Raw genomic sequence first — 25,806 nt, forward strand, 5'->3', positions numbered from 1 at the left:
GCCCCCGGTGCCACACGCCGGGGGTGTTTGGTGCTTGCTCGCAACCAATCCTTTCCCTTCCGGTGTCTGAGCCATGGCCAAGCCTTCGTTTATCAATTTGTGGAAAGCCTATTCCGATTTGCTGGTGACCTATCCCGACGCGAAACCTTGCGACGGTCCTTGGGCAAACCAATGCGCGATTCGCATGAGCATCACGCTCAATACCGAGCTGACCGTCAAAGTCAACAAGTCCACCTACACCGAACCCAAGTGCGCCCATGGGCATGCACGAGGGGCCGAGTCATTGGCAAATTGGCTGTGGAAACATCATCTGGGTCGCCCGTTGATCCTCGGCGGAACTGCCGCGGACCGACGCAAGCTACAAGACAAGACTGGCCTGATTTTCTTCAAGGATTGTTTCCAGCAAGTGGGAGAGGCCTCGGAAGGTCGCACCGGCGATCATATCGACCTCTGGAACCGTGGCCTAACCCTCGGGTACGACGATCCGGCCTATCGATCCCGAGCGATCTGGTTCTGGGAGCTCGTATGATCAAGACTCACTGCGCGATATGGGTGGGCTGCCTGTTGACCAGCCTGACCGCCTGTGCCCAGCAGCAATCCCCACCGACAACGGCCTCCGTAGCGGTGGAGCAGGTCGTCTCGATGGGCGGGCAAACGTTGAGGCTGGAGAACGACCAGGCGCGCTGCGCGCTGCGCAAGCCCGACCAGACCCTGATGCCACTCGACTTGGCTTGGCCTTGCCAGTTCACGGTCGATCGACAGGGCAAACCCCACGTCGAGACCTTCGGCAAGGTGCCTATTGTCATCGTTGTCCATATATCTGCTGGCCCCCATAACAATCAGGAATGTCGCTCCGAATACCGCGCCGTGCGCCAGATCAATGGGCAGCTCGAGCCCTCGGTTATCGCGCGCAACGCCAGTTGCATGCGCGGCACAGGTGACCAGAAGAATTACACGGGCCTTTTCACTTGGTAACCGAAATCGCCACCCGCGATCGCCTGCAACCGTCCCTGCTGGACCGGTTGACCGACGACGATCCGACCAACCCCAAGGAAAGCGCCGACAAGCGCGTGCTCTCCCTGACCCAATTGAAAGCCTCGGTGCTGCGTGACCTGGCGTGGCTGCTCAACACCACGTCATTGCTCGACGCCGATGCGACGCTGCACACCCCGGCGGGCACCTCGGTGGTGAATTTCGGGCTGCCGGCGCTGGCCGGCAACAGCGCGTCGAACGTCGATGTCTCGGCCCTGGAAACCTTGATCCACCAGGCCATCGCCACCTTCGAACCGCGCATCCTGCGCCACACCCTACGGGTGCGCGCCCGGGCGACGGCCGAGATGAACCACAACGCCTTGAGTTTCGAGATCGAAGGCGACCTCTGGGCCCAGCCCGTGCCGCTGCGCCTGATGCTGCAGACCGACCTGGACCTGGAAACCGGCCATGTGCGCGTGGTCAACGCCGACCAGCGGAGACGCCCATGAACCCGCGCCTGTTGGAGCTGTACAACCAGGAACTGCACCACGTGCGCGAAAGCGCGGCGGAGTTCGCCAAGGAATACCCCAAGATCGCCAGTCGGCTGACGTTGTCCGGCATGGACTGCGCCGACCCGTATGTCGAGCGCCTGCTCGAAGGCTTCGCCTACCTGACGGCCCGGGTGCAGCTCAAGCTCGATGCCGAGTACCCGACCTTCACCCACAACCTGCTGGAAATCGCCTACCCGCATTACTTGGCGCCGACGCCGTCGATGACCGTGGTGCAGATGCAGGCCGACCCGGACGAAGGCTCGCTGAGCAGTGGTTTCCCGCTGCCCCGCGATACCGTCCTGCGCGCCGCCCTGGGTCGCGAAACCCAGACCTGCTGCGAGTACCGCACCGCCCACGCGGTGACGTTGTGGCCGTTGCAGGTCAGCCAGGCCGAATACTTCGGCAACCCGTCCGCCGTGCTCGGGCGCCTGGCCGCCAGCGAACCCAAGGCCAAGGCCGGGCTGCGCATCACACTGCGCACCGGCGCCGAGCTGCCGTTCAACAGCCTGGCCCTGGACAACCTGCCGCTGTACTTGAGCGGCGCCGACGAACAGCCTTTCCGCCTCTACGAACAACTGCTGGGCAATGCCTGCGCGGTGTTCGCCCGCAAGCCCGGCGGCGACTGGGTGGAGCGGTTGCCCCAGGATGCGTTGCGCTCGCGCGGCTTCGACGATGCCGACGCCGCCCTGCCCCTGGTGTCGCGGGCCTTCCAGGGCTATCGCCTGTTGCAGGAATACTTCGCCCTGCCCCACCGCTTCCTGTTTGTCGACTTCACCCAGTTGGGCCGTGCGGTCAAGCGCTGCGACGGCCAGGAGCTGGAGCTGATCGTGCTGTTCGACCGTCACGATCCGAGCCTGGAAGGCAGCGTCGGTGCTTCGCAGTTCCTGCCGTTCTGCACCCCGGCCATCAACCTGTTTCCCAAGCGCCTGGACCGCATTCACTTGTCGGAGCGGGTCAACGAACACCATGTGATCGCCGACCGGACCCGGCCGATGGATTTCGAAGTGCATTCGCTCAACGGCCTCACCGGCCACGGCACCGGGCCGGAGCAACCATTCCTGCCGTTCTATGCGGTGCGCGATCCATCCCGTTATGGCCGCGACCAGGCCTACTACACGGTACGGCGCGAACCGCGGGTGCTGTCCAGCGATCAACGGCGCAACGGCCCGCGCTCGACCTACATCGGCAGCGAAACGTTCGTCAGCCTGGTGGACAGCCAGCAAGCGCCCTACCGCCACGACTTGCGCCAACTCGGCGTGACCGCGCTGTGCACCAACCGTGACCTGCCGCTGTTCATGAGCGTGGGCAACGGCAAGACCGATTTCACCCTGGCCGACAGTGCGCCGGTGGGCGCCGTGCGCTGCGTGGCAGGTCCCAGTCGGCCACGGGCCAGCCATGCCCACGACGCCAAGGCCTGGCGGCTGATCAGCCAGTTGTCGCTGAACTACTTGTCGTTGAGCGAACAAGGCCAAGGCGCCGCGGCCCTGCGCGAACTGCTGCGCCTGTACGGCGACAGCAACGACGCGGCGTTGCAATTGCAGATCGAAGGCCTGCGCGAGGTCAGCAGCAAGGCCTGCACCCGACGCTTGCCGATGCCCGGCCCGATCGTGTTTGGTCGTGGCCTGGAGATCACCCTGGAATTCGATGAAAACGCGTTTCGCGGCACCGGGGTGTTCCTGCTCGGCGCGGTGTTCGAGCGCTTCCTGGCACGCTACGTGTCGATCAACAGTTTTACCGAGACGGTGATCCGTACCACCGAACGCGGCGAGATCATGCGATGGAAAGCCAAGCCCGGACGTCGTCCGACCCTGTGAGTACCCTGGAAGCGATGCACCAGGAACCCTGGGAATACGACTTTTTCCAGGCGTTGCGGCGCATCGAGTGCGAATCCCCCGAGCTGCCGCGCCTGGGCCATTCCCTGCGCCTGGCCGATGACCCGCTGCGCCTCGGGCAACAGGCCGACTGCACCTTCGCCCCGGCCACCTTGGCCTCGGTGCAACCGGGCGGCGACGGTACGCCGGCGCGCCTGGAGCAGTTCTTCTTCGGCCTCGGCGGCCCCAACGGCCCGATGCCGTTGCACATCACCGAGTACGTGCGCGAACGCCAGCGCAACAATGCCGACAGCACCAGCAAGCGCTTCCTCGATGTGTTCCACCATCGCCTGCTCAGCCTGTTCTACCGGGCCTGGGCCGAAGCGCGGCCGACCGTCAGCCATGACCGCCCCGACGATGACTATTGGTCGGCGCGCCTGGCGGCACTCAGCGGCCGGGGCATGCCGAGCCTGCTCAACCAGGGGCTGATCCCCGACACGGCGAAGCTGCACTACAGCGGCCACCTCTCGGCACAAACCCGCTACCCGGACGGTTTGAAAGCGATTCTCAGCGAATATTTCGGCCTGCCGGTGGAGATCGAAGAATACGTCGGCCAATGGCTGGAACTGCCGGAACGCAGCCGCCTCGGAGTCAGCGCGCACCAACTGGGCGTGGATTTCTGCCTGGGCCGCTTCGTGTGGGATCGCCAGCACAAATTCCGCATTCGCCTGGGCCCGCTCAAGCTCGTCGACTACATGGGCATGCTGCCCGGCAGCCAACCGTTCAACGAGCTGGTGGCCTGGGTCGCCGAATACCTGGGCCACGAGCTGGACTGGGACCTGAACCTGGTCCTGGAACAGCCCGAAGTGCCCGCGCTACAACTCAACGGTCGTTTCCGCCTGGGCTTCAACACCTGGCTGGGCCGCCCTGAAACAGATGCCAACGATTTAATACTGGCCCGGCATTACGCCGAACAGGCCAACACCTCACAGACCTCAAGGAGCCATGAGCATGGGTGAAATCAGTCGCGCCGCGTTGTTCGGCAAACTCAACAGCGTGGCCTACAAAGCCATCGAAGCCGCCACCGTGTTCTGCAAATTGCGCGGTAACCCCTATGTGGAACTGGCCCACTGGTTTCACCAGTTGCTGCAACTGCAGGACTCGGACCTGCATCGCATCATTCGCCAGTTCAACATCGAACCAGCACGCCTGGCTCGCGATCTGACCGAGGCGCTGGATCGTTTGCCACGGGGATCCACCTCGATCACCGACTTGTCCTCCCACGTCGAAGAAGCCGTGGAACGCGGCTGGGTCTACGGCAGCCTGATGTTCGGCGAAAGCCAGGTTCGCACCGGTTACCTGGTGCTGGGTATCCTCAAGACGCCGAGCCTACGCCACGCGCTGCTGGGCCTGTCGTCGGAATTCGACAAGGTCAAGGTCGAAGCCCTGAGCGAGCGGTTTGACGAATACGTCGGCGACTCGCCGGAAAACGCCCTGACCGCCAGCGACGGCTTCAATGCCGGCGCCGTGCCGGGCGAAGCCAGCGGCGCCATGGCCCCGGCCGCCATGGGCAAGCAGGAGGCCCTCAAGCGCTTTACCGTCGATCTCACCGAGCAGGCCCGCAGCGGCAAGCTCGACCCGATCGTCGGCCGTGACGAAGAGATCCGCCAACTGGTGGACATCCTCATGCGCCGGCGGCAGAACAACCCGATCCTCACCGGTGAAGCCGGCGTGGGCAAGACCGCCGTGGTCGAAGGCTTCGCCCTGCGCATCGTCGCCGGCGACGTGCCGCCGTCTCTCAAGGACGTGGAACTGCGCAGCCTCGACGTGGGCCTGTTGCAAGCCGGCGCAAGCATGAAAGGCGAGTTCGAACAGCGCCTGCGCCAGGTCATCGAAGACGTCCAGGCCTCGCCCAAGCCAATCATCCTGTTCATCGACGAAGCCCACACCCTGGTGGGTGCCGGTGGCGCCGCCGGCACGGGCGACGCGGCCAACCTGCTCAAGCCGGCGCTGGCCCGCGGCACCTTGCGCACCGTGGCCGCCACGACCTGGGCCGAGTACAAGAAGCACATCGAAAAAGACCCAGCCCTGACCCGCCGCTTCCAAGTGGTGCAAGTGGCCGAGCCGTCGGAAGACAAGGCCTTGCTGATGATGCGCGGCGTGGCCTCGACCATGGAAAAACACCACCAGGTGCAGATCCTCGACGAAGCCCTGGAAGCCTCGGTCAAGCTGTCCCACCGCTACATTCCCGCGCGCCAGTTGCCGGACAAATCCGTGAGCCTGCTGGACACCGCCTGCGCCCGCGTCGCCATCAGCCTGCACGCCGTGCCGGCTGAAGTGGACGACAGCCGTCGGCGTATCGAAGCGCTGGAAACCGAGCTGCAAATCATCGCCCGTGAACACGCGATTGGCGTGGTCATCGGCACTCGCCAGACCCACAGCGAAAGCCTGCTGAGCGCCGAGCGTGAGCGTTTGGCCGAACTGGAAAGCCGCTGGGCCGAAGAGAAAACCCTGGTGGACGAATTGCTGGAAACCCGCGCTACCCTGCGCGAACGCGTCGGCGTGGTGGACAGCGAGGACGGCAGCGAAACCAGCCACGAATTGCGCGAAAAACTGGTGGACCTGCAACAGCGCCTGACCGCCCTGCAAGGTGAAACCCCGTTGATCCTGCCGACCGTGGATTACCAGGCCGTGGCCTCGGTGGTCGCCGACTGGACCGGTATCCCGGTGGGCCGCATGGCCCGCAACGAACTGGAAACCGTGCTCAACCTCGACCAGCACCTGAAAAAACGCATCATCGGCCAGGACCACGCCTTGCAGATGATCGCCAAGCGCATCCAGACCTCCCGCGCCGGCCTCGACAACCCGAGCAAGCCGATTGGTGTGTTCATGCTCGCCGGCACCTCCGGCGTGGGCAAGACCGAAACCGCCCTGGCCCTGGCCGAAGCCATGTACGGCGGCGAGCAGAACGTCATCACCATCAACATGAGCGAGTTCCAGGAAGCCCACACCGTGTCCACCCTCAAGGGCGCGCCACCGGGCTACATCGGCTATGGCGAAGGCGGTGTTCTGACCGAAGCCGTGCGGCGCAAACCGTACAGCGTGGTGCTGCTGGACGAGGTGGAAAAAGCCCACCCGGACGTGCATGAGATCTTCTTCCAGGTGTTCGACAAGGGCGTGATGGAGGACGGCGAAGGCCGGGTGATCGACTTCAAGAATACCTTGATCCTGCTGACCACCAACGCCGGCACCGAGCTGATCGCCCAGGTCTGCAAAGACCCGCAGAACGTGCCCGAGCCGGAAGAGATCGCCAAGGCCTTGCGCCAACCGCTGCTGGAAATTTTCCCGCCGGCCCTGCTCGGCCGCCTGGTGACGATTCCGTACTACCCGCTCAGCGACGAGATGCTCAAGGCCATCACCCGCCTGCAACTCAACCGCATCAAGAAGCGCGTGGAGAGCACCCACAAAGTGGCCTTCGACTACGACGACGCGGTGATCGACCTGATCGTCTCGCGTTGCACCGAAACCGAAAGCGGCGGGCGCATGATCGACACCATCCTGACCAACAGCCTGCTGCCGGACATGAGCCGCGAGTTCCTGACCCGCATGCTCGAAGGCAAGGCCCTGGCCGGCGTGCGGATCAGTGCCGTGGACAACGAACTGAAGTACGATTTCAGCGACGCGGCCTGACCCGAAGGAACACCGCCACGCCTGTGGAAGATACCCTGTGGGAGCGAGCCTGCTCGCGATAGCGGAGTTGCATTCAACGTCAATGTTGACTGACACACCGCCATCGCGAGCAGGCTCGCTCCCACAGTGGGTATTCGGTTCCTTTAGTTACTACCATTTGCACGGGACATTCGATGCTATTCAACCAAGCCTCACGCCTGGCCAAGATCACCAGCCCCCTGGGACCCGAGGTGTTGCTGCTCAAGGACATGGGCGGTGGCGAAGAGCTGGGGCGGCTGTTCAACTATGAGTTGCAGTTGCACTCGCTGGACAACGCCATCGACCTCAACCAATTGCTTGGCAAACCCATGTGCGTGAGCCTGCAACTCGATGGCGGTGGCGAGCGCTACTTCCATGGCATCGTTGCCCGTTGCAGCCAGAACGTCGACCAGGGCCAGTTCGCCAGCTACCAGGCCACCTTGCGGCCATGGCTGTGGTTGCTGACCCGTACCTCCGATTGCCGGATTTTCCAGAACCTGACCATCCCGCAGATCATCAAGCAGGTATTCCGCGACCTGGGCTTTTCCGACTTCGAAGACACCTTGAGCCGCCCTTATCGCGAGTGGGAATACTGCGTGCAGTACCGCGAGACGAGCTTCGACTTCGTCAGCCGCTTGATGGAGCAGGAAGGCATCTATTACTTCTTCCGCCATGAGCAGGGCCGTCATGTGTTGGTGTTGGCCGATGCCTATGGCGCCCACACCCCCGCGCCCGGCTACGCTTCGGTGCCCTACTACCCGAAGAACGAGCAACAGCGCGAGCGCGATCATATTCATGATTGGCACCTGGCCCAGGAAGTCCAGCCCGGCTCATTGGAACTTAACGACTACGATTTCCAGCGGCCCAGCGCGCGCATCGACGTGCGTTCGGCCATGCCGCGTCCGCACACCGCCGGCGACTATCCGCTCTACGACTACCCCGGCACCTACGTGCAAAGCGCCGATGGCGAACACTACGCCCGCACCCGCATCGAGGCCTTGCAGACCCTGCACGAGCAGGTCGAGTTGTCGGGCAACGCCCGGGGCCTGGGTTCGGGGCATCTGTTCAGCCTCACCGGTTTCAGCCGCCAGGACCAGAACCGCGAATACCTGATCGTCGGTGCTCGCTACTACCTTTCCCAGGAAAGTGGCGAAACCGGTGGCGGGGCGCCGACCGCGCAGTTCGAAAGCAGCCTGACCTGCATCGACGCCCAGCAGAGTTATCGCCCGTTGGCGATCACCCACCGCCCCATCGTCAAAGGTCCGCAGACCGCGTTAGTGGTGGGCCCCAAAGGCGAGGAAATCTGGACCGATCAGTTCGGCCGGGTGAAGGTGCATTTCTATTGGGACCGCCACGACCAGTCCAATGAAAACAGCTCGTGCTGGATTCGTGTTTCGCAATCCTGGGCCGGCAAGAATTGGGGCTCGATGCAGATCCCACGCATCGGCCAGGAAGTGATCGTCAGCTTCCTTGAAGGTGACCCCGATAGGCCGATCATCACCGGTCGCGTCTACAACGCCGAACAGACCGTGCCTTACGACCTGCCGGAGAACGCGACCCAGAGCGGCATGAAAAGCCGTTCGAGCAAGGGCGGCACGCCGGCGAACTTCAACGAAATCCGCATGGAAGACAAGAAAGGCGCCGAGCAGCTGTACATCCATGCCGAGCGCAACCAGGACATCGTGGTCGAGGTGGACGAGAGCCATTCGGTGGGCCACGACCGCAACAAAAGCATCGGCCACAACGAAACGGTGACCATCGGCAACAACCGCCTGCGCATCGTCAAGCAGGAGGACATCCTCTCGGTGGGCCAGCGCAAGACCGACAGCATCAGCCAGAGCTACGTCATCGAAGTGGGCGAGAACCTGCGCCTGGTATGCGGTGAAAGCATCCTGGAGCTCAACGCCAGCGGCCAGATCAACCTGACTGGCGTGCAGATCAGCTTCTACGCCAGCGGCGATGCCGAATTCAACACCGGCGGCGTGCTGCACCTGAACAACGGTGGCGGCCCCGGTGCCACGCCGGACGGCCAGGGCGTCAAGGGCAGTATCGACGCCAACATCAGCGCCGCGTTCCCCAAGGGCTAACTTCGAGATTTATGCGCCATGACTTACCGCCTCAATGAATTCCAGTTGCAGCTGCCGCCAAGCGAGTTGCTGGACGCGACGATCAACATCCTCAAGTTCCCTGAACTGGGCACCTCCTTGATCGTCAGCCGCAGCTTGCTGGCCGAAGGCGAGACCCTGCAAAGCAACCTCGACGACCAACTCAAGCGCCTGGAAAAACAGGTCCAGGACTTGCGCTGCCAACCAGGCGCCACCCTGCGCGTGGGCGCCAACCAGGAAGTCGAAGCCATCGAGCTGCGCAGCCAGTTCAACAAGGGCAATGAAAAGGTTTTCCAATATCAACTCGCACTGGTACTGCCCGGCACCCGCAAGATGCTTGCCCTGAGTTACGTGAAAGCCGAGAAACTGGGCGATGCCGAAGCGGCGCATTGGGCGATGATCAAAGGCTCGCTGTTGTTCGACGTTCCGGCTTGATGAGCACCGTGCATGTCTGACGCACTCTGGGCCGCCCGACTGGGCGACGCACTGAACCACACCTCGATGATGGCCGATATCCTCGGCGGCGTCCTGGAAGTGGCCGCGAACATTGCGATCACCGCCGTGGCGACGGCTGCCGTGGTGGCCGCGACAGGCATCACCGTTGCCACGGGCGGGTTGGGTTGTTTCCTGCTCGGTGCCGTGGTGGGCGCCGTCGTCGGCCTTGCCATGAGCAAGACCGGGGCCGACAAGGGCTTGAGCGATATCTGCGAGGGCATCGGCAACGCCCTTTTCCCGCCCACGGTGCAGGCCAACATCCTCACCGGCTCCACCAACACCCTGACCAACAACATCCCTGCCGCCCGCGCCGCTGGGGCGATTCAATCCCATGTCGCCCCGGCCGGCACCGAGCTTGAGGCACCCGAGCCAGAAGCCGAACCCAGTTACCTGGACATGGCCGAGAACTTCTTCTCGCAGATGTGGCGCCCCACCGTCGCCACGCCCGCGCCCGGTGCCGTGCCCAAGCCGCTGGACATGATCGTGTGCATGAAGCATCCGCCGATGCCACCGCAGTTCCTGGCCGAAGGCTCGGACAAGGTCACCATCAACGGCCAGCCCGCCGTGCGCAGCGGTGACCGCAGCACCTGCGATGCGACGGTGGTGTCGGCCGGGTTGATTTCCCCTGACGTGACCATTGGCGGCGGTTCGGTGGTGGTGCGCGAGATCCGCAGCGGCAAGACCCCAGGCGTGGGCTTGGCCGTCACCGCCTTGCTGATGCTCAAGGGCGGCAAAGGCAAATTCCTCAGTAACCTGCCGTGCATGCTGGTGGGCGGCGCGGCATCGATGGCCGTCAGCAGCGCGATGGGCGCCGCGGCCAATGCCGCCATGGGCTCGTCGAACCCGGTGCATGCCGCCACCGGGGCCAAGGTCCTGGGCGATATCGAGGAGATGGACTTCGTCCTGCCCGGCATCCTGCCGATTGACTGGCAGCGCTTCTATAACAGCCGCGACGAACGCCATGACGGGCTGTTCGGGGCCGGTTGGAGCGTGCCCTATGAGGTGCGCATCGAAATCCTGCCTCACCCCGAGGGCGGCGAAACGCTGGTCTACACCGATGAACAGGGCCGGCGCATCGACATGGGCTCGATTCCCCTGGGCGGCGCCGTGTTCAGTGCCGGCGAAGGCCTCAGTGTGCGGCGCCATGCCAACGGCGAACTGCTGATCGAGAGCGCCGACGGCTTGTACCGGCTGTTCGAACCCACGCCCGCGCATGCATCGCGGCTGCGCCTGAACCAATTGGGTGATCGCAACGACAATCGCATCTACCTGGACTACGACGACAGCGGACGCCTGGCGCAACTGCGCGACACCTTCGACCTGACCCGCATCGCGCTGGCGTATGACGAGCGCTGGCCGCAACGGGTCAGCCGGATCGAGCGCCTCTATGCCGATCAACGCCGCGAAGTGCTGATGCACTACGGCTACGACGACCAGGGCACCCTGGCCCAGGTCCGCCAGTCCAACGGCCAGGTGAAACGTCGTTATGCCTACGATGCCGGGCGGCGAATGGTGGAACACCAACTGCCCACCGGGCTTCGCTGTTTCTATGAATGGGCGTTGGTGGAAGACCTGGAATGGCGGGTCGTTCGTCACTGGACCGATGCCGGCGACACCTACACCTTCGACTACGACCTGGTGGCCGGCACCACGCGCATCACCGACGGTTTGAATCGCATCAGCACCCGACGCTGGGATGCCCGCTACCAGATCACCGAAGCCACCGACGCCCTGGGCCGCACCTGGACCTTCCAGTGGAACGACGAAAGCCAGCTACTGGGGGCAACCGACCCCAACGGCGGGCAGCATCAGTTCAGCTATGACGAAGCCGGCAACCTCTGCGAAATCCGCGACCCGCTGGGGCGCAGCGAATCGACACTGTGGCTTGAGCACTGGGCCCTGCCCCTGGCTGAAACCGATGCCGCGGGCAACACCTGGCAGTACCGCTACGACTCACGAGGCAATCGCATTCGCGAAACCGACCCGCTGGGTCACGTCACCCGCTACCGCCACGACGCCCACGGCCAAGTTGTGGAAGTCATTGACGCCACCGGCAAACGCAAGACATTGCGCTGGACGCCCCTGGGTCAACTCAGCGAACACACCGACTGCTCCGGTTACACCACACGCTTGAGCTACTGCGAGCGCGGGCTGTTGCTCAGCAGCACCGATGCGCTGGGGGAGCGGACGCTGTTCAGCTACGACGATCAAGGCCGGTTGCTTGGCAAACAACTGCCGGACGGGCGCACCGAGCACTACCAGCGCGATGCCAGCGGACAGTTGATCGGCTATAGCGACCCCGCCGGGCACACGACGCATTTCCAGCACACCCCAAGCGGTCAACTGCAGGTGCGCACCGACGCCCATGGCCGTCGGGTAGAACTGAGCTACGACAACTATGGGCGCCTATTGGCGCTGACCAACGAAAATGGCGAGCGCTACCGATTTGCCTGGGACGCCGCCGACCGCTTGACCGCCCAGCACAGCCTGGACGGCAGCCTCAAGCGCTACGCCTACGACCCGCTGGACAACGTCACCCGCGTAGAGGCCCTTGCGGTGCCCGGCAGCACTGACCTTGCGCTCGCACCCCAAGCGCCGATCATTCATGAGCTGCAACGCGATGCAGTGGGACGGTTGGTGGCAAAAGTCACCGAAGACGGGCGTACCGAGTACCGCTATGACGCGCTCGACCAAGTCATCGCCATCACCTTCACCGGCCAGGGCGGCGAAACGCAAACCGTGGCGTTCGCTTACGACCCCTTGGGGCAGCTGATTACCGAGCAGGGTTGGGCCGGGTGCCTCGAACATCGCTACGACGAACTGGGCAACCTGGCCCAGACGCTGCTGCCCGATGGCCGTTGGCTGAACCGCCTGCACTACGGCAGCGGCCATCTGCACCAGATCAACCTCGATGGCCAAGTCATCAGCGATTTCGAACGCGACCGTCTGCACCGCGAAGTGCTGCGTACCCAAGGGCGCCTGAGCACCCGCAGCGAATACGACCGCAGCGGCCGGCTGCGTGCCCGCCAGCGTCGGCAGCAAGACCAATCCACCTTGCTACCCCCCGCGGCGCAATCGCTGTTTGGCTATGACGCCAGCGACCAGTTGGTGGAACGCTTCGACAGCCAGCCCAATGCCGCCCATCGCCAACTGCTGCACTACGACGCCACCGGCCGCATCCTCGCCAGCCAGGACAACCTCCAGGGCCAGCGTGAAGGCTTTGCCTATGACCCCGCCGCCAATCTGCTCGACGAGCTCTCGGCCGGCGCCGGGCGGGTCGCGCACAACCGCCTGCTGACCTACCAGGACAAGCGCTACCGCTACGACGGGTTCGGCCGCATGGTGGAAAAGCGCAGTGCCCGGCGTGGCGTCCAACGTTTTCGCTACGACGCCGAACAACGCCTGGCGGAGGTTCACAACGATAATGGTTCGGTCGTAAAAATGACCTACGACCCGCTGGGTCGACGCATCGAGAAAGCCGAATACGACCGCCACGGCACCTTGCTCGGCCGCACCCGTTTCACCTGGGATGCGCTGCAACTGTTGCAGGAACACCGCGACAGCCAGACCAGCCTCTACCTCTACGTCGACGACAGCCACGAACCGCTGGCGCGCGTCGACGGCCTGGGCGAGCAGCAGAAGATCCGTTATTACCACAACGACTTCAATGGCCAGCCCGAGCAGCTCTCGGAAGCCGATGGCCACACCCTCTGGCGCTCCCGTCACCAGGTGTGGGGCAGCACGGCCGAAGAGTTGCGCGAACCCTATTACATCGAAGAGCAGAACCTGCGTTTCCAGGGCCAATACCTGGACCGCGAAACCGGGCTGCACTACAACACCCTGCGCTTCTACGACCCGGACATCGGCCGCTTCACCACACCGGACCCCATCGGCCTGGCGGGAGGGCTGAATCTCTACCAGTACGCGCCAAACCCGGTCAGTTGGGTCGACCCGTCAGGGCTGATGAAATGCTCGACGCCGCCCAAAGGCCGCAAGGTCAACCGGACGGTCTATCGCTTTGAAGAGCCAGGACGGATCAGCACCACGTGGACCGCGCACAAGTGGAACGTGGCCTCCCGGCACCGCTACACCGCCCCGGGGCTGGGCGGTGTCTATGGCGCCAACTCACGCAAGACCGCCATGGGCGAAGTCAATCACTGGGGGGTGGACCTCTCCACACGGGTGCTGGTGAGCAAGAAAGTGCAGCTCAACAACGTCCTGGACTTGACCCGGGCCGATGTGCGCAAGCAACTGGGGGTTTCCCTCAAGAGCATCACCGGCGACAAATACACCCAGACCCATCAAATCGGCGCCTGGGCCAAGGCTAATGGCTATGATGGGATCCTGGCGCCGTCGGCGCGAAACCCGACCGGCAGCAACTTGATTTCCTTTGCAGGTTTTTGACATGGGACTGGAAGACGAATACGTCGGTGACGCCGATTGGCAGACGTTCGTGCGGTTGTACGAAGAGGACTACCTCGACGACAACGCCCGTACGCTGGCCAAGGCCATGAACGACCACCTCGACATGGCCGTGGTGCTCTACGGCAAAAGAGGGCTCAAGGAAGGCCTGTGGTGGCTGGAACAGACCGTGCCCGCCCTGGGCAACAAACGCCCGGCCGATTGCCTCGACACCCCAAAACTGATCAAGCGCCTGAGAATGGCCTTGATGAGCATGCCGTAACCGACCAGGAAAAATGGCCCATGGAAGGCATCGCATCACGTAAGCACGCAGCCGTTTGCCTGAGTATCCGGCATGTCTGACGCCCTCTGGGCCGCCCGCCTGGGCGATGCACTCAACCACACCTCGATGATGGCCGACATCCTCGGCGGCGTTTTGGAGGTGGCGGCGAACATCGCGATCACCGCCGTGGCGACCGCCGCCGTGGTCGCCGCCACGGGCATCACCGTGGTCACCGGCGGCCTGGGCTGCTTCGTCCTTGGCCTGGTGGTGGGCACCATCGTCGGCCTGGCCATGAGCAAGACCGGGGCCGACAAAGGCCTGAGCAATCTATGCGAGGGCATCGGCAACGCCCTCTTTCCGCCCACGGTGCAGGCCAACATCCTCACCGGCTCCACCAACACCCTGACCAACAACATCCCCGCAGCCCGCGCCGCCGGGGCGATTCAATCCCATGTCGCCCCGGCCGGCACCGAGCTGGAAGCCCCCGAGCCCGAAGAAGATCCCAGCTACCTGGACATGGCCGGAAATTTCTTCTCGCAGATGTGGCGCCCCACCGTCGCAACACCCGCCCCCGGCGCCGTGCCCAAGCCGCTGGATATGATCGTGTGCATGAAGCATCCACCGATGCCACCGCAGTTCATGGCCGAAGGTTCGGACAAGGTCACCATCAACGGCCAGCCCGCCGTGCGCAGCGGCGACCGCAGCACCTGCGATGCGACGGTGGTGTCGGCCGGGCTGATTTCGCCCAACGTGACCATTGGCGGCGGTTCGGTGGTGGTGCGCGAGATCCGCAGCGGCAAGACTCCGGGCGTGGGCCTGGCGGTCACCGCGTTGCTGATGCTCAAGGGCGGCAAGGGCAAATTCTTCAGCAAACTGCCGTGCATGCTGGTGGGCGGCGCGGTGTCCATGGCCGCCAGCAGCGCGGCGAACGCGGCCGCCAACGCCGCCATGGGTTCGTCGAACCCGGTGCACGCCGCCACCGGGGCCAAAGTACTGGGCGGTGACGAAGACCTGGATTTCGTCCTGCCCGGCATCCTGCCCATCGATTGGCAGCGCGTGTACAACAGCCGCGACGAACGCCGCGACAGTTTGTTCGGCGCCGGCTGGAGCGTCGCCTACGAAATCCAAGTGGACATCCTGCCCCACCCCGAGGGCGGCGACACCCTGGTCTACACCGACGAACAGGGCCGGCCCATCGACATGGGCTCCATCCCCTTGGGCGGCGCGGTGTTCAGCGCTGGCGAAGGCCTGGCCGTGCGCCGCCATGTGAACGGGCAGTTGCTGATCGAAAGCGAAGACGGCCTGTACCGTTTGTTCGAACCTTCGCCAGCCAACCCATCACACCTGCGCCTGAGCCAATTGGGCGACCGCAACGACAACCGCATCCACCTCGACTACGACGACGCCGGACGCCTGGCACGGCTGCGCGACACCTTCGACCTGGTGCAGGTCGAGCTGATCCGCGCAGGCGAACGCGTCACCCACATCGAACGCCTCTACCCCGACCAATCGCGGGAAGTGCTGGTCAGCTACGCCTACGACGCGGCCAACACACTCGCCGAAGTGCGCGACGCCACCGGCCAGGTGCAACGGCGCTTCCGCTACGACGCTGGGCAACAAATGGTCGAGCACCAGTTGCCCACCGGCCTGCACTGCTTCTACGAATGGGCCCTGATCGACGATCAGGAATGGCGCGTGGTCCGGCACTGGACCGACGAAGGCGACGCCTACCAGTTCGACTATGACCTAAAGGCTGGCATCACCCGCATCAGCGACAGCCTGCAACGGGTCAGCATTCGGCACTGGAACAGCCAGCACCAGATCACCCGGTTCAGCGACAACCTCGGCCAGACCTGGCTGTTCGAATGGAACGATGAGCGCCAGTTGCTCAGTGCTACCGATCCGCAAGGCGGGCGCTACACCTATGGCTATGACGAGGCTGGCAATCTCAGCCAGTCCAGTGATCCGCTCGGGCGCATTGAGTCCGTTTTATGGCTCGATCATTGGTCATTACCGTTGGTAGAAACCGACGCCGCCGGCAACAACTGGCGATACGAATACAATCGCCGCGGCAATTGCATCCGCGAAACAGACCCTCTGGGCCTCGTCACCCGATATCGCTACAACGCTCATGGGCAAATCATAGAAATTGTCGACCCCACCGGCAAAAGCAACACCTTGCGCTGGAACACTATGGGGCGGCTGGCTGAACATATTGACTGCTCCGGATACTCGACAAAATTCAGCTATGACCATCGCGGTTATCTGCAGGTCATCACGGATGCTCTGGGCGAGCGCACTGTCTATGAACATGACGCCCGCGGTCGCCTGCTGCGTTATCAGTTGCCCGATGGCCGCGTCGAGCAATACTTGCGCGACGCCAGCGGACAACTCACTGGCTACATTGATCCGGCCGGTCACACCACCGTCTATCAGCACGATGGTCGCGGACAAGTTCGCCAGCGCATCGACGCCCATGGTAGGGCGGTTCAATTCAGCTACGACGCCTATGGACGCCTCCAGGCGCTGACCAACGAAAACGGGGAGAGCTATCGATTCGCCTGGGACGCCGGCGACAGGATGATCGAGCAACAGGACCTGGATGGCAGCGCCCGACGTTATGCCTACGACGGGCTGAATAACGCCATTCGCGAGGCCCATTTCCCTGCCCCTTTTGGCAATGGTATGGCGCTGGTATCCAGCACTCCCATAGAGCCCATCGTTCATCACCTTGAGCGGGATGCGGCCGGGCGGCTGATTGGCAAAATGACGGCAGATGGCCGAACCGAGTACACCTACGATGCAGTGGACCAACTCATTGCCGTCACCTTTACAGACAATCAGGGCAACCAACAAAACCTGAACTTTGCCTACGACGCCATCGGCCAACTGCTGGAAGAGCAAAGTTCGGCTGGCTGCCTGCGGCATCATTACGATGAGCTGGGCAGCCTGATACAAACGCAGTTACCTGATGGCCGTCGACTCAATCGGTTGTATTACGGCAGCGGCCATCTGCACCAACTCAACATCGACGGGCAACTGATCAGTGATTTCGAGCGCGATCGATTGCACCGTGAAGTCCTTCGCACTCAGGGACGACTCATCACCCGTAGTGAATATGACCGGGGCGGACGTGTGCGTTCGCGCCTGCAACGTCATGCGGACCAGTCGACACTGTTGCCGCCTGTGGCGCGGAAACAATTCAACTACGATCCTACTGACAATCTGATCAGTCGCTTCGACCAGACGCCCAGCGGTGATCGCCAACGGCTGCTGCACTACGATGCGACGGGGCGCATTCTCGCCAGCCAAGACAACGTTCAAGGCCCGAGCGAAACCTTCGCCTACGACGCTGCCGCCAACTTGCTGGATGGCCCACAACCCGGCGCCGGGCTGGTGGTGCATAACAAATTACTGACCTACCAAGACAAGCGTTATCGTTACGACGCCTTTGGCCGGATGATCGAAAAACGCAGCGGCGGCCATCGGGTACAACGCTTTGTCTACGATGCCGAACACCGTTTGATCGAGGTGCATAACCGCAGCGGCTCCCAAGATACGGTCGTCCGAATGACCTATGACCCACTGGGTCGTCGGACGGCAAAAACCGAACATGACAGTCGTGGTTATCCACTGGGTGAAACACGCTTCATCTGGGACGGTTTGCGGCTGCTTCAAGAACAAAAAAACAGCCAGTGCAGCGTTTACCTCTACGACACGGACAGCCACGAGCCCATCGCCCGAGTGGATGGCATCGGTGCTCAACAGAATATTCACTTCTACCACAATGATCAGAACGGGTTGCCTGAGCAGCTCTCGGACGCCAAGGGCGACATCGTCTGGCAAGCGCGCTACCGCGTGTGGGGCAACACTTTTGAGGAAATACGTGAGCCTCACTACATCGAAGAACAGAACCTGCGCTTCCAAGGCCAGTACCTGGACCGAGAGACAGGCCTGCACTACAACACGTTCCGCTTTTACGACCCGGATATCGGGCGGTTCACGACACCCGATCCCATCGAACTGCTGGGCGGAATCAACCTCTATCAATACGCCCCCAACCCGCTCGGCTGGATAGACCCCTGGGGCTGGTCCTGCCACGGCAACTCGAAAACCAGTCGCAAACCGCAACATGGTTACGAGATCGTGGACACGCGAACGGGTAAAGTCGCCAAAACCGGCGTGAGTGGCGGCAAGATAAAAACAAACGGAAAATCCGTTCGCGCCGAGACCCAGGTGAGGAAATGGAACAACGAACCGGGTAACACGGGACGTTACGAATCCAGAGTCATCAAAAAGGTGCCGGCCGGCCCAGGTGCTCGTTGGAAAATCGAGCATTGGGAGCGAAGAAACGCGAATCGACGCAGGCAGGAACTAGACCCAGCGAGGCATTCAAGACCATGATCTTAAAAGAAATTTACCTATACCCCGACCTGGGCGAATTCAGCGACCAAATTATTCATCCGTTTCGCGACCAAAGCCGATCGATTTGCAATTTTCTTGAGCGCCACCTGAGTGCAGAAAAATTCGAAACGCCGAACTTCAAGAAAATCTGCTTTGTCGGCACCCGCCAAGCCGTCGATGAACCCTATGTAAACTCCAGCGGCGCGCTCATCGTCAATGTCAGCCTGGATACCGAACAGTATAAAAAATGCACATCGGTCAACGAGCTCAATGAGTTCTTTATACAAAGGTTGCTGGAAGGCCTGGAAAAATGCCGCCCACACATGGCCTTGCCCCTTGATCTGCTGAAAAACGCAATGGATGAGTTCCGCCGCAACCACTATAAAAACGAGTGGACCTTCAAGCAGAAAAAAATAAAAGGGACGGATTATGTCTGCGCCCTCGAGTGCCAGTTAACCATCGACTGCTTCCTCATGAACCTTAAGGTCTTGAGGAAAGACACACCGGTACTCGACAAAGAAATTCTGCGAACCGCGCCCGACGAAATAGCGTTCGGTCCGTACCTCAAAGACCTCAAGGAAGAAGGCGGCAGGATAAAAGTCATCGACAAGTCGGGCGTGGCCTTCTACACCACCACGGTTTCTAGCCTGGACAAGCTTTGACAGCTATCCAAGGAGCGACGTGCCGTTGGCCGACGAGCGCTGCATCGCCCTTGGCATTCAGCAACTGATCGAGATGAGTTCATTGCTGACGAACCAAGTGCTGGATAACGCCGACCCGCGCTAACCGCACCACCACCAACCCCGTGGCGAGGGAGCTTGCTCCCGCTGGGCGGCGAAGCCGCCCCAAAAAGGCCGGCGCATTCTTCCAGGCAGACCGCACCCCCCGGTCTACGACGGCCGCGCCACCTAGCGGGAGCAATCGCTGGCCACGGTCTGCATACACCTTGAAGCCTGGTATGTATGTGCTGCCGCCTCCGCGAGCAGCGAGCAAGCTCGTTCACAGCATTCTTGCCCGTCCCTCTGTGGGAGCGAGCTTGCTCGCGATGACGGCGGCACATCCAACCTCACCGGATCAGACGGACCGCTATCGCGAGCAAGCTCGCCCCCACAGGGGATATCACCACCAAGGCGAAACATCACCCAAGGCATCACGTAACTGAGCCGCACTAATACGACGCTGCCTCGGCTCAAACGCCAACCCCATTCGCAGCGCCGGCCAGCAACGCCTGGGCAGGTTGCGCGGTGCCTTGAGCCCGCGTTCCAACCGGGCATCGCGAGCCTGGGTGGCGGGTAAGCGCCGAAACGGGTGCTTGCCGCTCGCCAGTTCATACAGCACGCAAGCCACCCCATAGACATCGGCATTCGCTGACAGGGGCCCACCTTCAAGCAGTTCAGGCGCCGCGTACCCAGGGGTCCAGGCGTTGAGGCGTTCACGGTTCAGGTTCGGCAGGTGCTGCGTGGGCCCTTCCTCGGCCAGGCCCAAGCCGAAATCAAACAGACGCAGGCCCTCCTCGCTCAACATGATGTTGCTCGGCTTCATGTCGCCGTGCAGTACGCCACGACTGTGGGCGTACGCCAGGGCATCGAGCAGCGGCACGGCGATCGCCTTCAGTTCGGGCCAAGGCAACCCCAGGGGTCGTTCGCACAGGAGTTGGTCCAGGGTCAGGCCGCGCATCAGCTCCATGGTGATGAAGGCCCGCCCTTGGGCGGCATCCACTTCGAAGGTGTAAGGACGCAAGATATTCGGGTGGTGCAATCGCCGCATCAGGGCGAACTCGCTGTAAAGCAGCGCACTCGCATCCGCCGACTCATCGAATGCCTCACTGAGCATCTTCACGGCAAGGTAAGGATCGGGATCGGCGTACTGTTCGTGCAACAGATCCCGCGCGCGGTAAACCACACCCATGCCGCCCGCCCCCAGCAAGCGTTCGAGGCGATAGCGTCCTGCAAGTAAGTCCGGTGCTTCGCTGAGGCAACGCTGACCGGTTGTCACAGCGGGCACCGCGTCGGCATATGCGGGACGGCCAACCTCTTCACGCTCGGATCACTACGGCGGTCAGGTTATCCCGCGCCGGGCCACGCAAGACGACATCGAAAAGATCCTCCAGCACCTTGCATGGCGAAGCCAGGCCCAAGGCATTGCCAAGGGCCTGTGCGCCAAGGCCCTGATACAGACCGTCACTGCACAGCAAGAACGTATCGCCCGGGTGAACATCCAGCGCCAACAGCCCCAACGTCAATTCCGGCGCCGCGCCCACCGCGCGGGTCAACGCCTTGGCCGCAGGGTGGGCACCGGCTTCATCGCGGCTGATCTGTTGCGTGTCCATCAGTTGCTGTTGCAGTGAGTGATCCTTGGTCAGTTGGTACAACCGTCGACCGCGCCACAGGTAACAACGGCTGTCGCCCGCCCAGATGCAGACCCCACGGTTTCCTTCCAGCAGCAGCGCCACCACCGTGCTGCCAGTAATGCCGGGATGATCGTCGGTGACGGTAAGCTCCTGGCTCAGCCGTCGGTTGGTCCAGCGCAGGCATTGGCGCACCGCTTTGGAACGTTGATCCAGGTCCTGGTGGAACGGCAGTTCCGTGAGGTTGGCCACGATCAACTGGCTGGCAATGTCACCGCCCGAGTGGCCGCCCATGCCATCGGCCACTGCCCACATTCCCTGTTGTGGGCAGTCGAGAAAGGCGTCCTCGTTACGTGCCCGGGTCTTGCCAGGGTCCGTGCGCGCGGCGCTGCACCAGGAGCCAGGCGCCTGGTTCAAAGCTGCACCGGCAGGCGAAAGGTGCGCAACACGCTCATGTCGAAAGGGTTCGGCGTGCGCTGGCTCGTCAGCAAATAATTGGCACGCAGGCCACCCAAGTCCGCCTTCAACACGCGTACATCGCGCCCGGTCAGGTATTCGCTCTGCATCAGGTCGAACAAACGAAACAGCGACCAAGGCCCGGTATTTTTCTCGATGCCGACGCCGCGTCCGACCATTTTGTCCAGCACCAGGGCCGTTCGACCGTTCTGCGCGTCGCTTGGCCAGGTAAACGCCATCGGCAGGATTGGGCCGTGGCGGTACTCAAGCGTCTGGTCGCCAAAGCGGAATTCAGCGCGGCTCACCGCTGGATCCAGGGTGTACGGCTCAAGCTTGAACTGCACCTGCGGTTCGGTCGGGTTGTCGGTGAAGAAGCTTCGGCGGATGGTCTGCGCGGTCCCCATCTGATCCAGATAGGCCCGGGACATTGGCAAGCCCTGGCCGTCGATACTGCGCAGGCGATAGTGTCCCGCAGGGCCGCTGACGAAGGGCTGCATGTATTGGTCGAAGAATCGCTCGATGATGCCCTGATCCTTGAAGAACTCCCGGAAATCGTTGAGCGCGACGTCGCTGGCACTGTGGGCGCTGAACGGATATCGCTTGTTGATCGCCTTGCTATAAAAGCTGTACAGCTCGCTCTGATACCGCTGGTTCAGGTAGCGGTACGCGTCGTTGAGCACCAAACGCCAACTGTCCTCGGCAAGCACGTTGAACCATGCATTGGCTGGCCGCGGCAGGCGAGCAGAAGCACTGCGCAGGTTGCTCAGCGCATCGCGCTGGCCGCCCATGCGCTGCCTGGCCAGTTCGAACGCCGCTTGTTCCGGTGCGCTGGCACGGGCCAGGTTCGACAGTTGCAGTTGCAGCTCATCAAGGGCCCGCAAGGCCTGGACCAGATCAGCCGTGGGAGCCCCCTCCCCATCGATCAGGCGATGCAGCGGTTCGAAACGCCGTCGCAAGGATTTTTGCGCGGTATCCGGCAGGTGTTCGGTCAGGGACGCCGAGGCTTTCCCTGTAACGGTGGCGATTTTTGTCGAGGCATGTGCACCCTTTCCTGCCACCTGCGTCAGGTCGTTGAGTTGCTCGGCAGCAGCCTGGATTCGGGTGTTTTCGCGCACTTGCGTCAACAACCGCAGAATCGGCGAATGAGCCGACGTCAGGCCCGCGAGTTGCTCGGCGCCCTCGCCCGCATTGTTGATGGTCTGCAGGGCGACCTGGCCGACCGCTTCGCCCCAGTGGTCGGCATAGTCACGGAAATACAGTTGTTCCAATTCGACCATCAGGCGACGCATGTCCATGCCGCTGAGGCTCTCGCCCTCACCCAGCACCCAGTTGTCTCGCAGCAGTTCGGTAACCAGGGTCGCCCCCTGAACCGAAAAGTAGCGATCGTAACCCTCGCGGGTATAGAAGCCGGGGATCACCCGGTCAGTGCCGACCAACAGCGCACCTTGTGAACCCAGATGTTGGCTGAGTCGGTATACCGGCAAATGACTGGCCTGTTCGTTCAACATCCGATACACGACGGCGGCCAAGGACTCACGCCGAAGGGCCTCTCGGGTCTGGGTCACCAGCGGCTCGTTGAGCACATGGATGAAGGGCAGCTCCAACAGGCGCGCGAAGTGAGCATTCAAACGCTCTTGCAGCGCCGTGTTGCCGGGGTAACGAAGCGCCCCGTCATCGGCCACCCGATCCTTGAGCCAGGCGATATCGCGACGTTCTTTCAAGCCCAGCATCAAGTACGCGCGCAGGCTATTGAATAGTTGCTCGCGGTCAGTCCCGCTGTTGCGGACTTGCTCTTCCAGTCTCTGCGCGATCTTTGGCAACAGTTGCGCCTGCAGTTCGCGCTCATATGCACCCTTCACCACAGCCTTGATCGCTTCCCCCTGATACAAGCCGACACGCTCATACAACGGTACCGCACTGGAAGGTGGAAAAACCCGAGAGGCTTCGAAGCGGGTATCCAATGATTCGAGCATCGAGGTCCAATCATCGGCGTTCACTTGAGTCGATTGTTGCTGATCCCAGCGCTGCGCCAGCGTACGCAAGCTGTCCAGACGCTCGTGATTAGTTGAAAAGCCGTTCGCCCACAACAGCCCACACAGGCCAACGATCGTCAGCGCCCCCAGGTACAACGCCCGCTGCCCCCAATGGATACGACGGCGCTCGCGCTGAACGAGGTCGCCCAGATCGGCTTCTGGGAAAATCACCCGGCTGAGCAGGTGATGAATGAATCGCGAGCGCCGACCAGGTTCGGCGGTCGGGGCCGCCGTGCCGTTCGCTGACGATGCGCAGGTCAAATAAAAACCACGCAACGTACCGACATTGCCGCTGAATGCCTGTTCGACCAGCAGGCACAGGCGGGTGCCGAGTTGCCCAAGCTGATGGGGGAAATCAAGCATGCGGCTACGGCGCAACGTGTCACGCTCCTGATGCATACGCATGATCATTTGGCTGTTGAGCCGATGCAGCAGTGTCTCGAACTCGGTACGCAACACGGTGACGTTATTGCCGCGCAGGTCCCGGCTGAAACTCGCGCCCAGTACCTGGTCGTTTTCCTCGCGAGTCAGCGAATCAAAGAACTCATCGAAACCCGGCACGCTGTCCGCTTTGCTCAAGACCAGGTAAATCGGCACATCGACGTACAGTCGCCCTTGCAGTTCCTGCAGGCGACCACGAATCTGGCGGGCCAACGTGGTCAATTCGTCCTCGCTGCCCTGCAACAGATCCTCGATCGGCACCGTCACCAGTACGCCACTCAACGGGCGACCGCGGCGACGTTTGCGCAACAGTTCGAGCAACAAGGTCCAGGCGCTGCCGTCGACATCATTGTCCGCCTGGGTCAGGTAGCGCCCGGCGGTGTCGACCAGCACGGCGTGCTCGGCAAAATACCAATCGCAATACCGCGTGCCCACTACGTTGCTGGCAGCGCTGCGCTCTGGCCTGTTGAGCGCGAACTCCAGGCCTGAGCAATCCAGCAGTTGGGTCTTGCCGGCGGCAGGCGGACCTATCAGCAGGTACCACGGCATATCTTTGCGGCCGGAATACAGGCTCGAGGACCTTAGCGTGGTTAACGCCTGCTTGAAGCGCGAGCGCACTTCGCGCCGCTCATCATCAATCCGGCCCTGGTGCAGGGCCCGAGTCTGATCGGGGCCGTTTTGTCGGGGATTCACCCTGGAACCGACGCGCCCGTTGACGAAAACCATGCCCAGGCCCCAGCCCAGCAGAAGCACGCTGACAGTCAGCAACCGCGCCGTCGGGCTTGCCCAGAACTTATAGTCGTTGACGGCCAGGAATGGCCCGGCGAACCACACCAGCAGCGCGACAAAAAGGACCAGCAGCAACGTCCAAACCCAGGTCTGGCGCACACAGGCACTGGTTTTCCTGAAAAGCGATTTCATGACACGTCCCTGTTTATGATAGCGGCTGAGCGGCGACCGCTTCTGGCAGTTGATAAGGTTGCAACACGCTTTTGCGTTGCTCGTCCAATACCCAGGCAAAACTTGCGTACATCATCCCCAGGCAAACCAGCGTGAAAGCCGCCACCGTCCAGGCCGGGACAATGCGCACCGGACGCCGTCGCGCACCGTCCAAACCCTCCCAGTGAGGCGACAATTCACGCGGGGTGTCACCGCGTGTCTGGCGGATCAGCCGGTACAGGGCGTCGCGCAGGCTTTCGAGTTCGAGCATTCCGCGGGGCTGAATCCGGTATTTGCCCTCGAAGCCCAGGGACAGGCACAGGTACAACAACTCCAGCATCGGCAGGTGCTTGATGGGGTTCTTCGACAAGCGCTCAAGCAATTGAAAGACTTTCTCGCCGCCGAAGGTTTCGTTGTGGAAGGTGCTGAGCAGGCTTATCTGTGACCAACCGCCGCCGTGGCCCCACGGCGTGGTGACAATTGCCTCATCGATCACCGTGCACAGCACGTAACGCGCAGCGATCAACTGACTGTTTTCAGCACCGCCCTGCAAGGCACAGGCTTCGAACTGTTCCAGGCCGCGCTTCAGTTCCCCTTTTAGCGCTTGCAGATCCTCGCGTTCGCGGCCGTGCTTGAGCTGCACCATGTGCGAGAGCAATCCGGACGCCGCCGCGACCAACGGATTCAGGCTGATCGTGAATGCCTGGGACTGCGGCAGGTGCGCGGCGTAGATCATTCGCTCTTGCAACTGTTCGAAACGCGGCGGCGCGGCAGCGTCGGTCAAGGGCCCTGAAGAAGGGCGTTGCCCATGATGGTCGAGCAGGACCGTTGTTTCGTCCTGAAGCTGTTCCTTATCCATT

General features: G+C 62.4%; 16 protein-coding genes and 1 pseudogene. 13 read left to right on the top strand and 4 right to left on the bottom strand.

The features are described from left to right. Positions 1-73 precede the first annotated feature (73 nt). From AD659_RS27325 to AD659_RS30615, 13 genes and pseudogenes are all read left to right on the top strand, one after another. Positions 74-529, top strand: coding sequence for a type VI secretion system amidase effector protein Tae4 (locus tag AD659_RS27325; protein ID WP_053126618.1), 456 nt, complete (start codon positions 74-76; stop codon positions 527-529). Then, positions 526-975 carry a hypothetical protein gene (locus AD659_RS27330; RefSeq protein WP_053126620.1) on the top strand — a complete coding sequence of 150 codons (450 nt, stop codon included), beginning with the start codon at positions 526-528 and terminating at the stop codon, positions 973-975. Before AD659_RS27325 ends, AD659_RS27330 begins: the two co-directional genes overlap by 4 nt. Then, positions 969-1,481 carry a type VI secretion system baseplate subunit TssE gene (tssE, locus tag AD659_RS27335; protein ID WP_039593609.1) on the top strand — a complete coding sequence of 171 codons (513 nt, stop codon included), beginning with the start codon at positions 969-971 and terminating at the stop codon, positions 1,479-1,481. The genes AD659_RS27330 and tssE overlap by 7 nt, the downstream gene beginning before the upstream one ends. Then, a complete protein-coding gene (gene tssF / locus AD659_RS27340) occupies positions 1,478-3,337 on the top strand; it encodes a type VI secretion system baseplate subunit TssF (protein ID WP_053126622.1) in 1,860 nt (619 codons plus the stop codon). Before tssE ends, tssF begins: the two co-directional genes overlap by 4 nt. Beyond that, positions 3,301-4,353, top strand: coding sequence for a type VI secretion system baseplate subunit TssG (gene tssG, locus AD659_RS27345; RefSeq protein ID WP_053126623.1), 1,053 nt, complete (start codon positions 3,301-3,303; stop codon positions 4,351-4,353). Before tssF ends, tssG begins: the two co-directional genes overlap by 37 nt. Further along, a complete protein-coding gene (gene tssH / locus AD659_RS27350; protein WP_053126626.1) occupies positions 4,346-7,024 on the top strand; it encodes a type VI secretion system ATPase TssH in 2,679 nt (892 codons plus the stop codon). The genes tssG and tssH overlap by 8 nt, the downstream gene beginning before the upstream one ends. Before the next feature lie 173 nt (positions 7,025-7,197). Beyond that, positions 7,198-9,129: a type VI secretion system Vgr family protein gene (locus AD659_RS27355; RefSeq protein ID WP_053126627.1), complete on the top strand. Its 1,932-nt coding sequence runs from the start codon at positions 7,198-7,200 to the stop codon at positions 9,127-9,129. Between the two features lie 18 nt (positions 9,130-9,147). Further along, the gene (locus tag AD659_RS27360) at positions 9,148-9,582 is read left to right on the top strand and encodes a DcrB-related protein (protein ID WP_053126629.1); all 435 of its coding nucleotides are present in this window, start codon (positions 9,148-9,150) and stop codon (positions 9,580-9,582) included. 12 nt (positions 9,583-9,594) lie between these two features. Further along, positions 9,595-14,046, top strand: coding sequence for an RHS repeat-associated core domain-containing protein (locus tag AD659_RS27365; protein WP_053126632.1), 4,452 nt, complete (start codon positions 9,595-9,597; stop codon positions 14,044-14,046). A 1-nt stretch (position 14,047) separates the two neighbouring features. Next, positions 14,048-14,326 (top strand): antitoxin Xre/MbcA/ParS toxin-binding domain-containing protein, encoded by a 279-nt coding sequence (locus AD659_RS27370; protein ID WP_053126634.1) that lies wholly within the window; start codon positions 14,048-14,050, stop codon positions 14,324-14,326. 72 nt (positions 14,327-14,398) lie between these two features. After that, positions 14,399-18,730 (top strand): RHS repeat-associated core domain-containing protein, encoded by a 4,332-nt coding sequence (locus AD659_RS27375; protein WP_053126636.1) that lies wholly within the window; start codon positions 14,399-14,401, stop codon positions 18,728-18,730. Beyond that, positions 18,727-19,392, top strand: a complete 666-nt coding sequence (locus tag AD659_RS27380; RefSeq protein WP_053126638.1) for a hypothetical protein — start codon at positions 18,727-18,729, stop codon at positions 19,390-19,392. Before AD659_RS27375 ends, AD659_RS27380 begins: the two co-directional genes overlap by 4 nt. A gap of 37 nt (positions 19,393-19,429) precedes the next feature. After that, positions 19,430-19,516 (top strand): annotated as a pseudogene (locus AD659_RS30615) (DUF6124 family protein); the annotation flags it as partial. A gap of 333 nt (positions 19,517-19,849) precedes the next feature. On the opposite strand, the gene AD659_RS27385 reads toward AD659_RS30615, so the two are convergent. From AD659_RS27385 to icmH, 4 genes are read right to left on the bottom strand one after another with little or no spacing between them, the layout of a single operon-like run. Further along, the gene (locus tag AD659_RS27385) at positions 19,850-20,734 is read right to left on the bottom strand and encodes a serine/threonine-protein kinase (RefSeq protein ID WP_053126640.1); all 885 of its coding nucleotides are present in this window, start codon (positions 20,732-20,734) and stop codon (positions 19,850-19,852) included. A gap of 31 nt (positions 20,735-20,765) precedes the next feature. Continuing rightward, complete coding sequence (locus AD659_RS27390) at positions 20,766-21,494, bottom strand: PP2C family protein-serine/threonine phosphatase (RefSeq protein WP_053126641.1); 729 nt, start codon at positions 21,492-21,494, stop codon at positions 20,766-20,768. After that, positions 21,491-24,928, bottom strand: a complete 3,438-nt coding sequence (gene tssM, locus AD659_RS27395; RefSeq protein ID WP_053126643.1) for a type VI secretion system membrane subunit TssM — start codon at positions 24,926-24,928, stop codon at positions 21,491-21,493. Before tssM ends, AD659_RS27390 begins: the two co-directional genes overlap by 4 nt. A gap of 13 nt (positions 24,929-24,941) precedes the next feature. Beyond that, the gene (icmH, locus tag AD659_RS27400; RefSeq protein WP_053126645.1) at positions 24,942-25,805 is read right to left on the bottom strand and encodes a type IVB secretion system protein IcmH/DotU; all 864 of its coding nucleotides are present in this window, start codon (positions 25,803-25,805) and stop codon (positions 24,942-24,944) included. Position 25,806 lies beyond the last annotated feature (1 nt).

The organism is Pseudomonas thivervalensis (assembly GCF_001269655.1).
Classification (GTDB): domain Bacteria; phylum Pseudomonadota; class Gammaproteobacteria; order Pseudomonadales; family Pseudomonadaceae; genus Aquipseudomonas; species Aquipseudomonas thivervalensis.

Bases quoted from the DNA above. Each gene is read 5' to 3' on its own strand.
- AD659_RS27325 (WP_053126618.1), top strand. From the start codon at position 74: ATGGCCAAGCCTTCGTTTATCAATTTGTGGAAAGCCTATTCCGATTTG.
- AD659_RS27330 (WP_053126620.1), top strand. From the start codon at position 526: ATGATCAAGACTCACTGCGCGATATGGGTGGGCTGCCTGTTGACCAGC.
- tssF (WP_053126622.1), top strand. From the start codon at position 1,478: ATGAACCCGCGCCTGTTGGAGCTGTACAACCAGGAACTGCACCACGTG.
- tssG (WP_053126623.1), top strand. From the start codon at position 3,301: ATGGAAAGCCAAGCCCGGACGTCGTCCGACCCTGTGAGTACCCTGGAA.
- tssH (WP_053126626.1), top strand. From the start codon at position 4,346: ATGGGTGAAATCAGTCGCGCCGCGTTGTTCGGCAAACTCAACAGCGTG.
- AD659_RS27355 (WP_053126627.1), top strand. From the start codon at position 7,198: ATGCTATTCAACCAAGCCTCACGCCTGGCCAAGATCACCAGCCCCCTG.
- AD659_RS27360 (WP_053126629.1), top strand. From the start codon at position 9,148: ATGACTTACCGCCTCAATGAATTCCAGTTGCAGCTGCCGCCAAGCGAG.
- AD659_RS27365 (WP_053126632.1), top strand. From the start codon at position 9,595: ATGTCTGACGCACTCTGGGCCGCCCGACTGGGCGACGCACTGAACCAC.
- AD659_RS27370 (WP_053126634.1), top strand. From the start codon at position 14,048: ATGGGACTGGAAGACGAATACGTCGGTGACGCCGATTGGCAGACGTTC.
- AD659_RS27375 (WP_053126636.1), top strand. From the start codon at position 14,399: ATGTCTGACGCCCTCTGGGCCGCCCGCCTGGGCGATGCACTCAACCAC.
- AD659_RS27380 (WP_053126638.1), top strand. From the start codon at position 18,727: ATGATCTTAAAAGAAATTTACCTATACCCCGACCTGGGCGAATTCAGC.
- tssM (WP_053126643.1), bottom strand. From the start codon at position 24,928: ATGAAATCGCTTTTCAGGAAAACCAGTGCCTGTGTGCGCCAGACCTGG.
- icmH (WP_053126645.1), bottom strand. From the start codon at position 25,805: ATGGATAAGGAACAGCTTCAGGACGAAACAACGGTCCTGCTCGACCAT.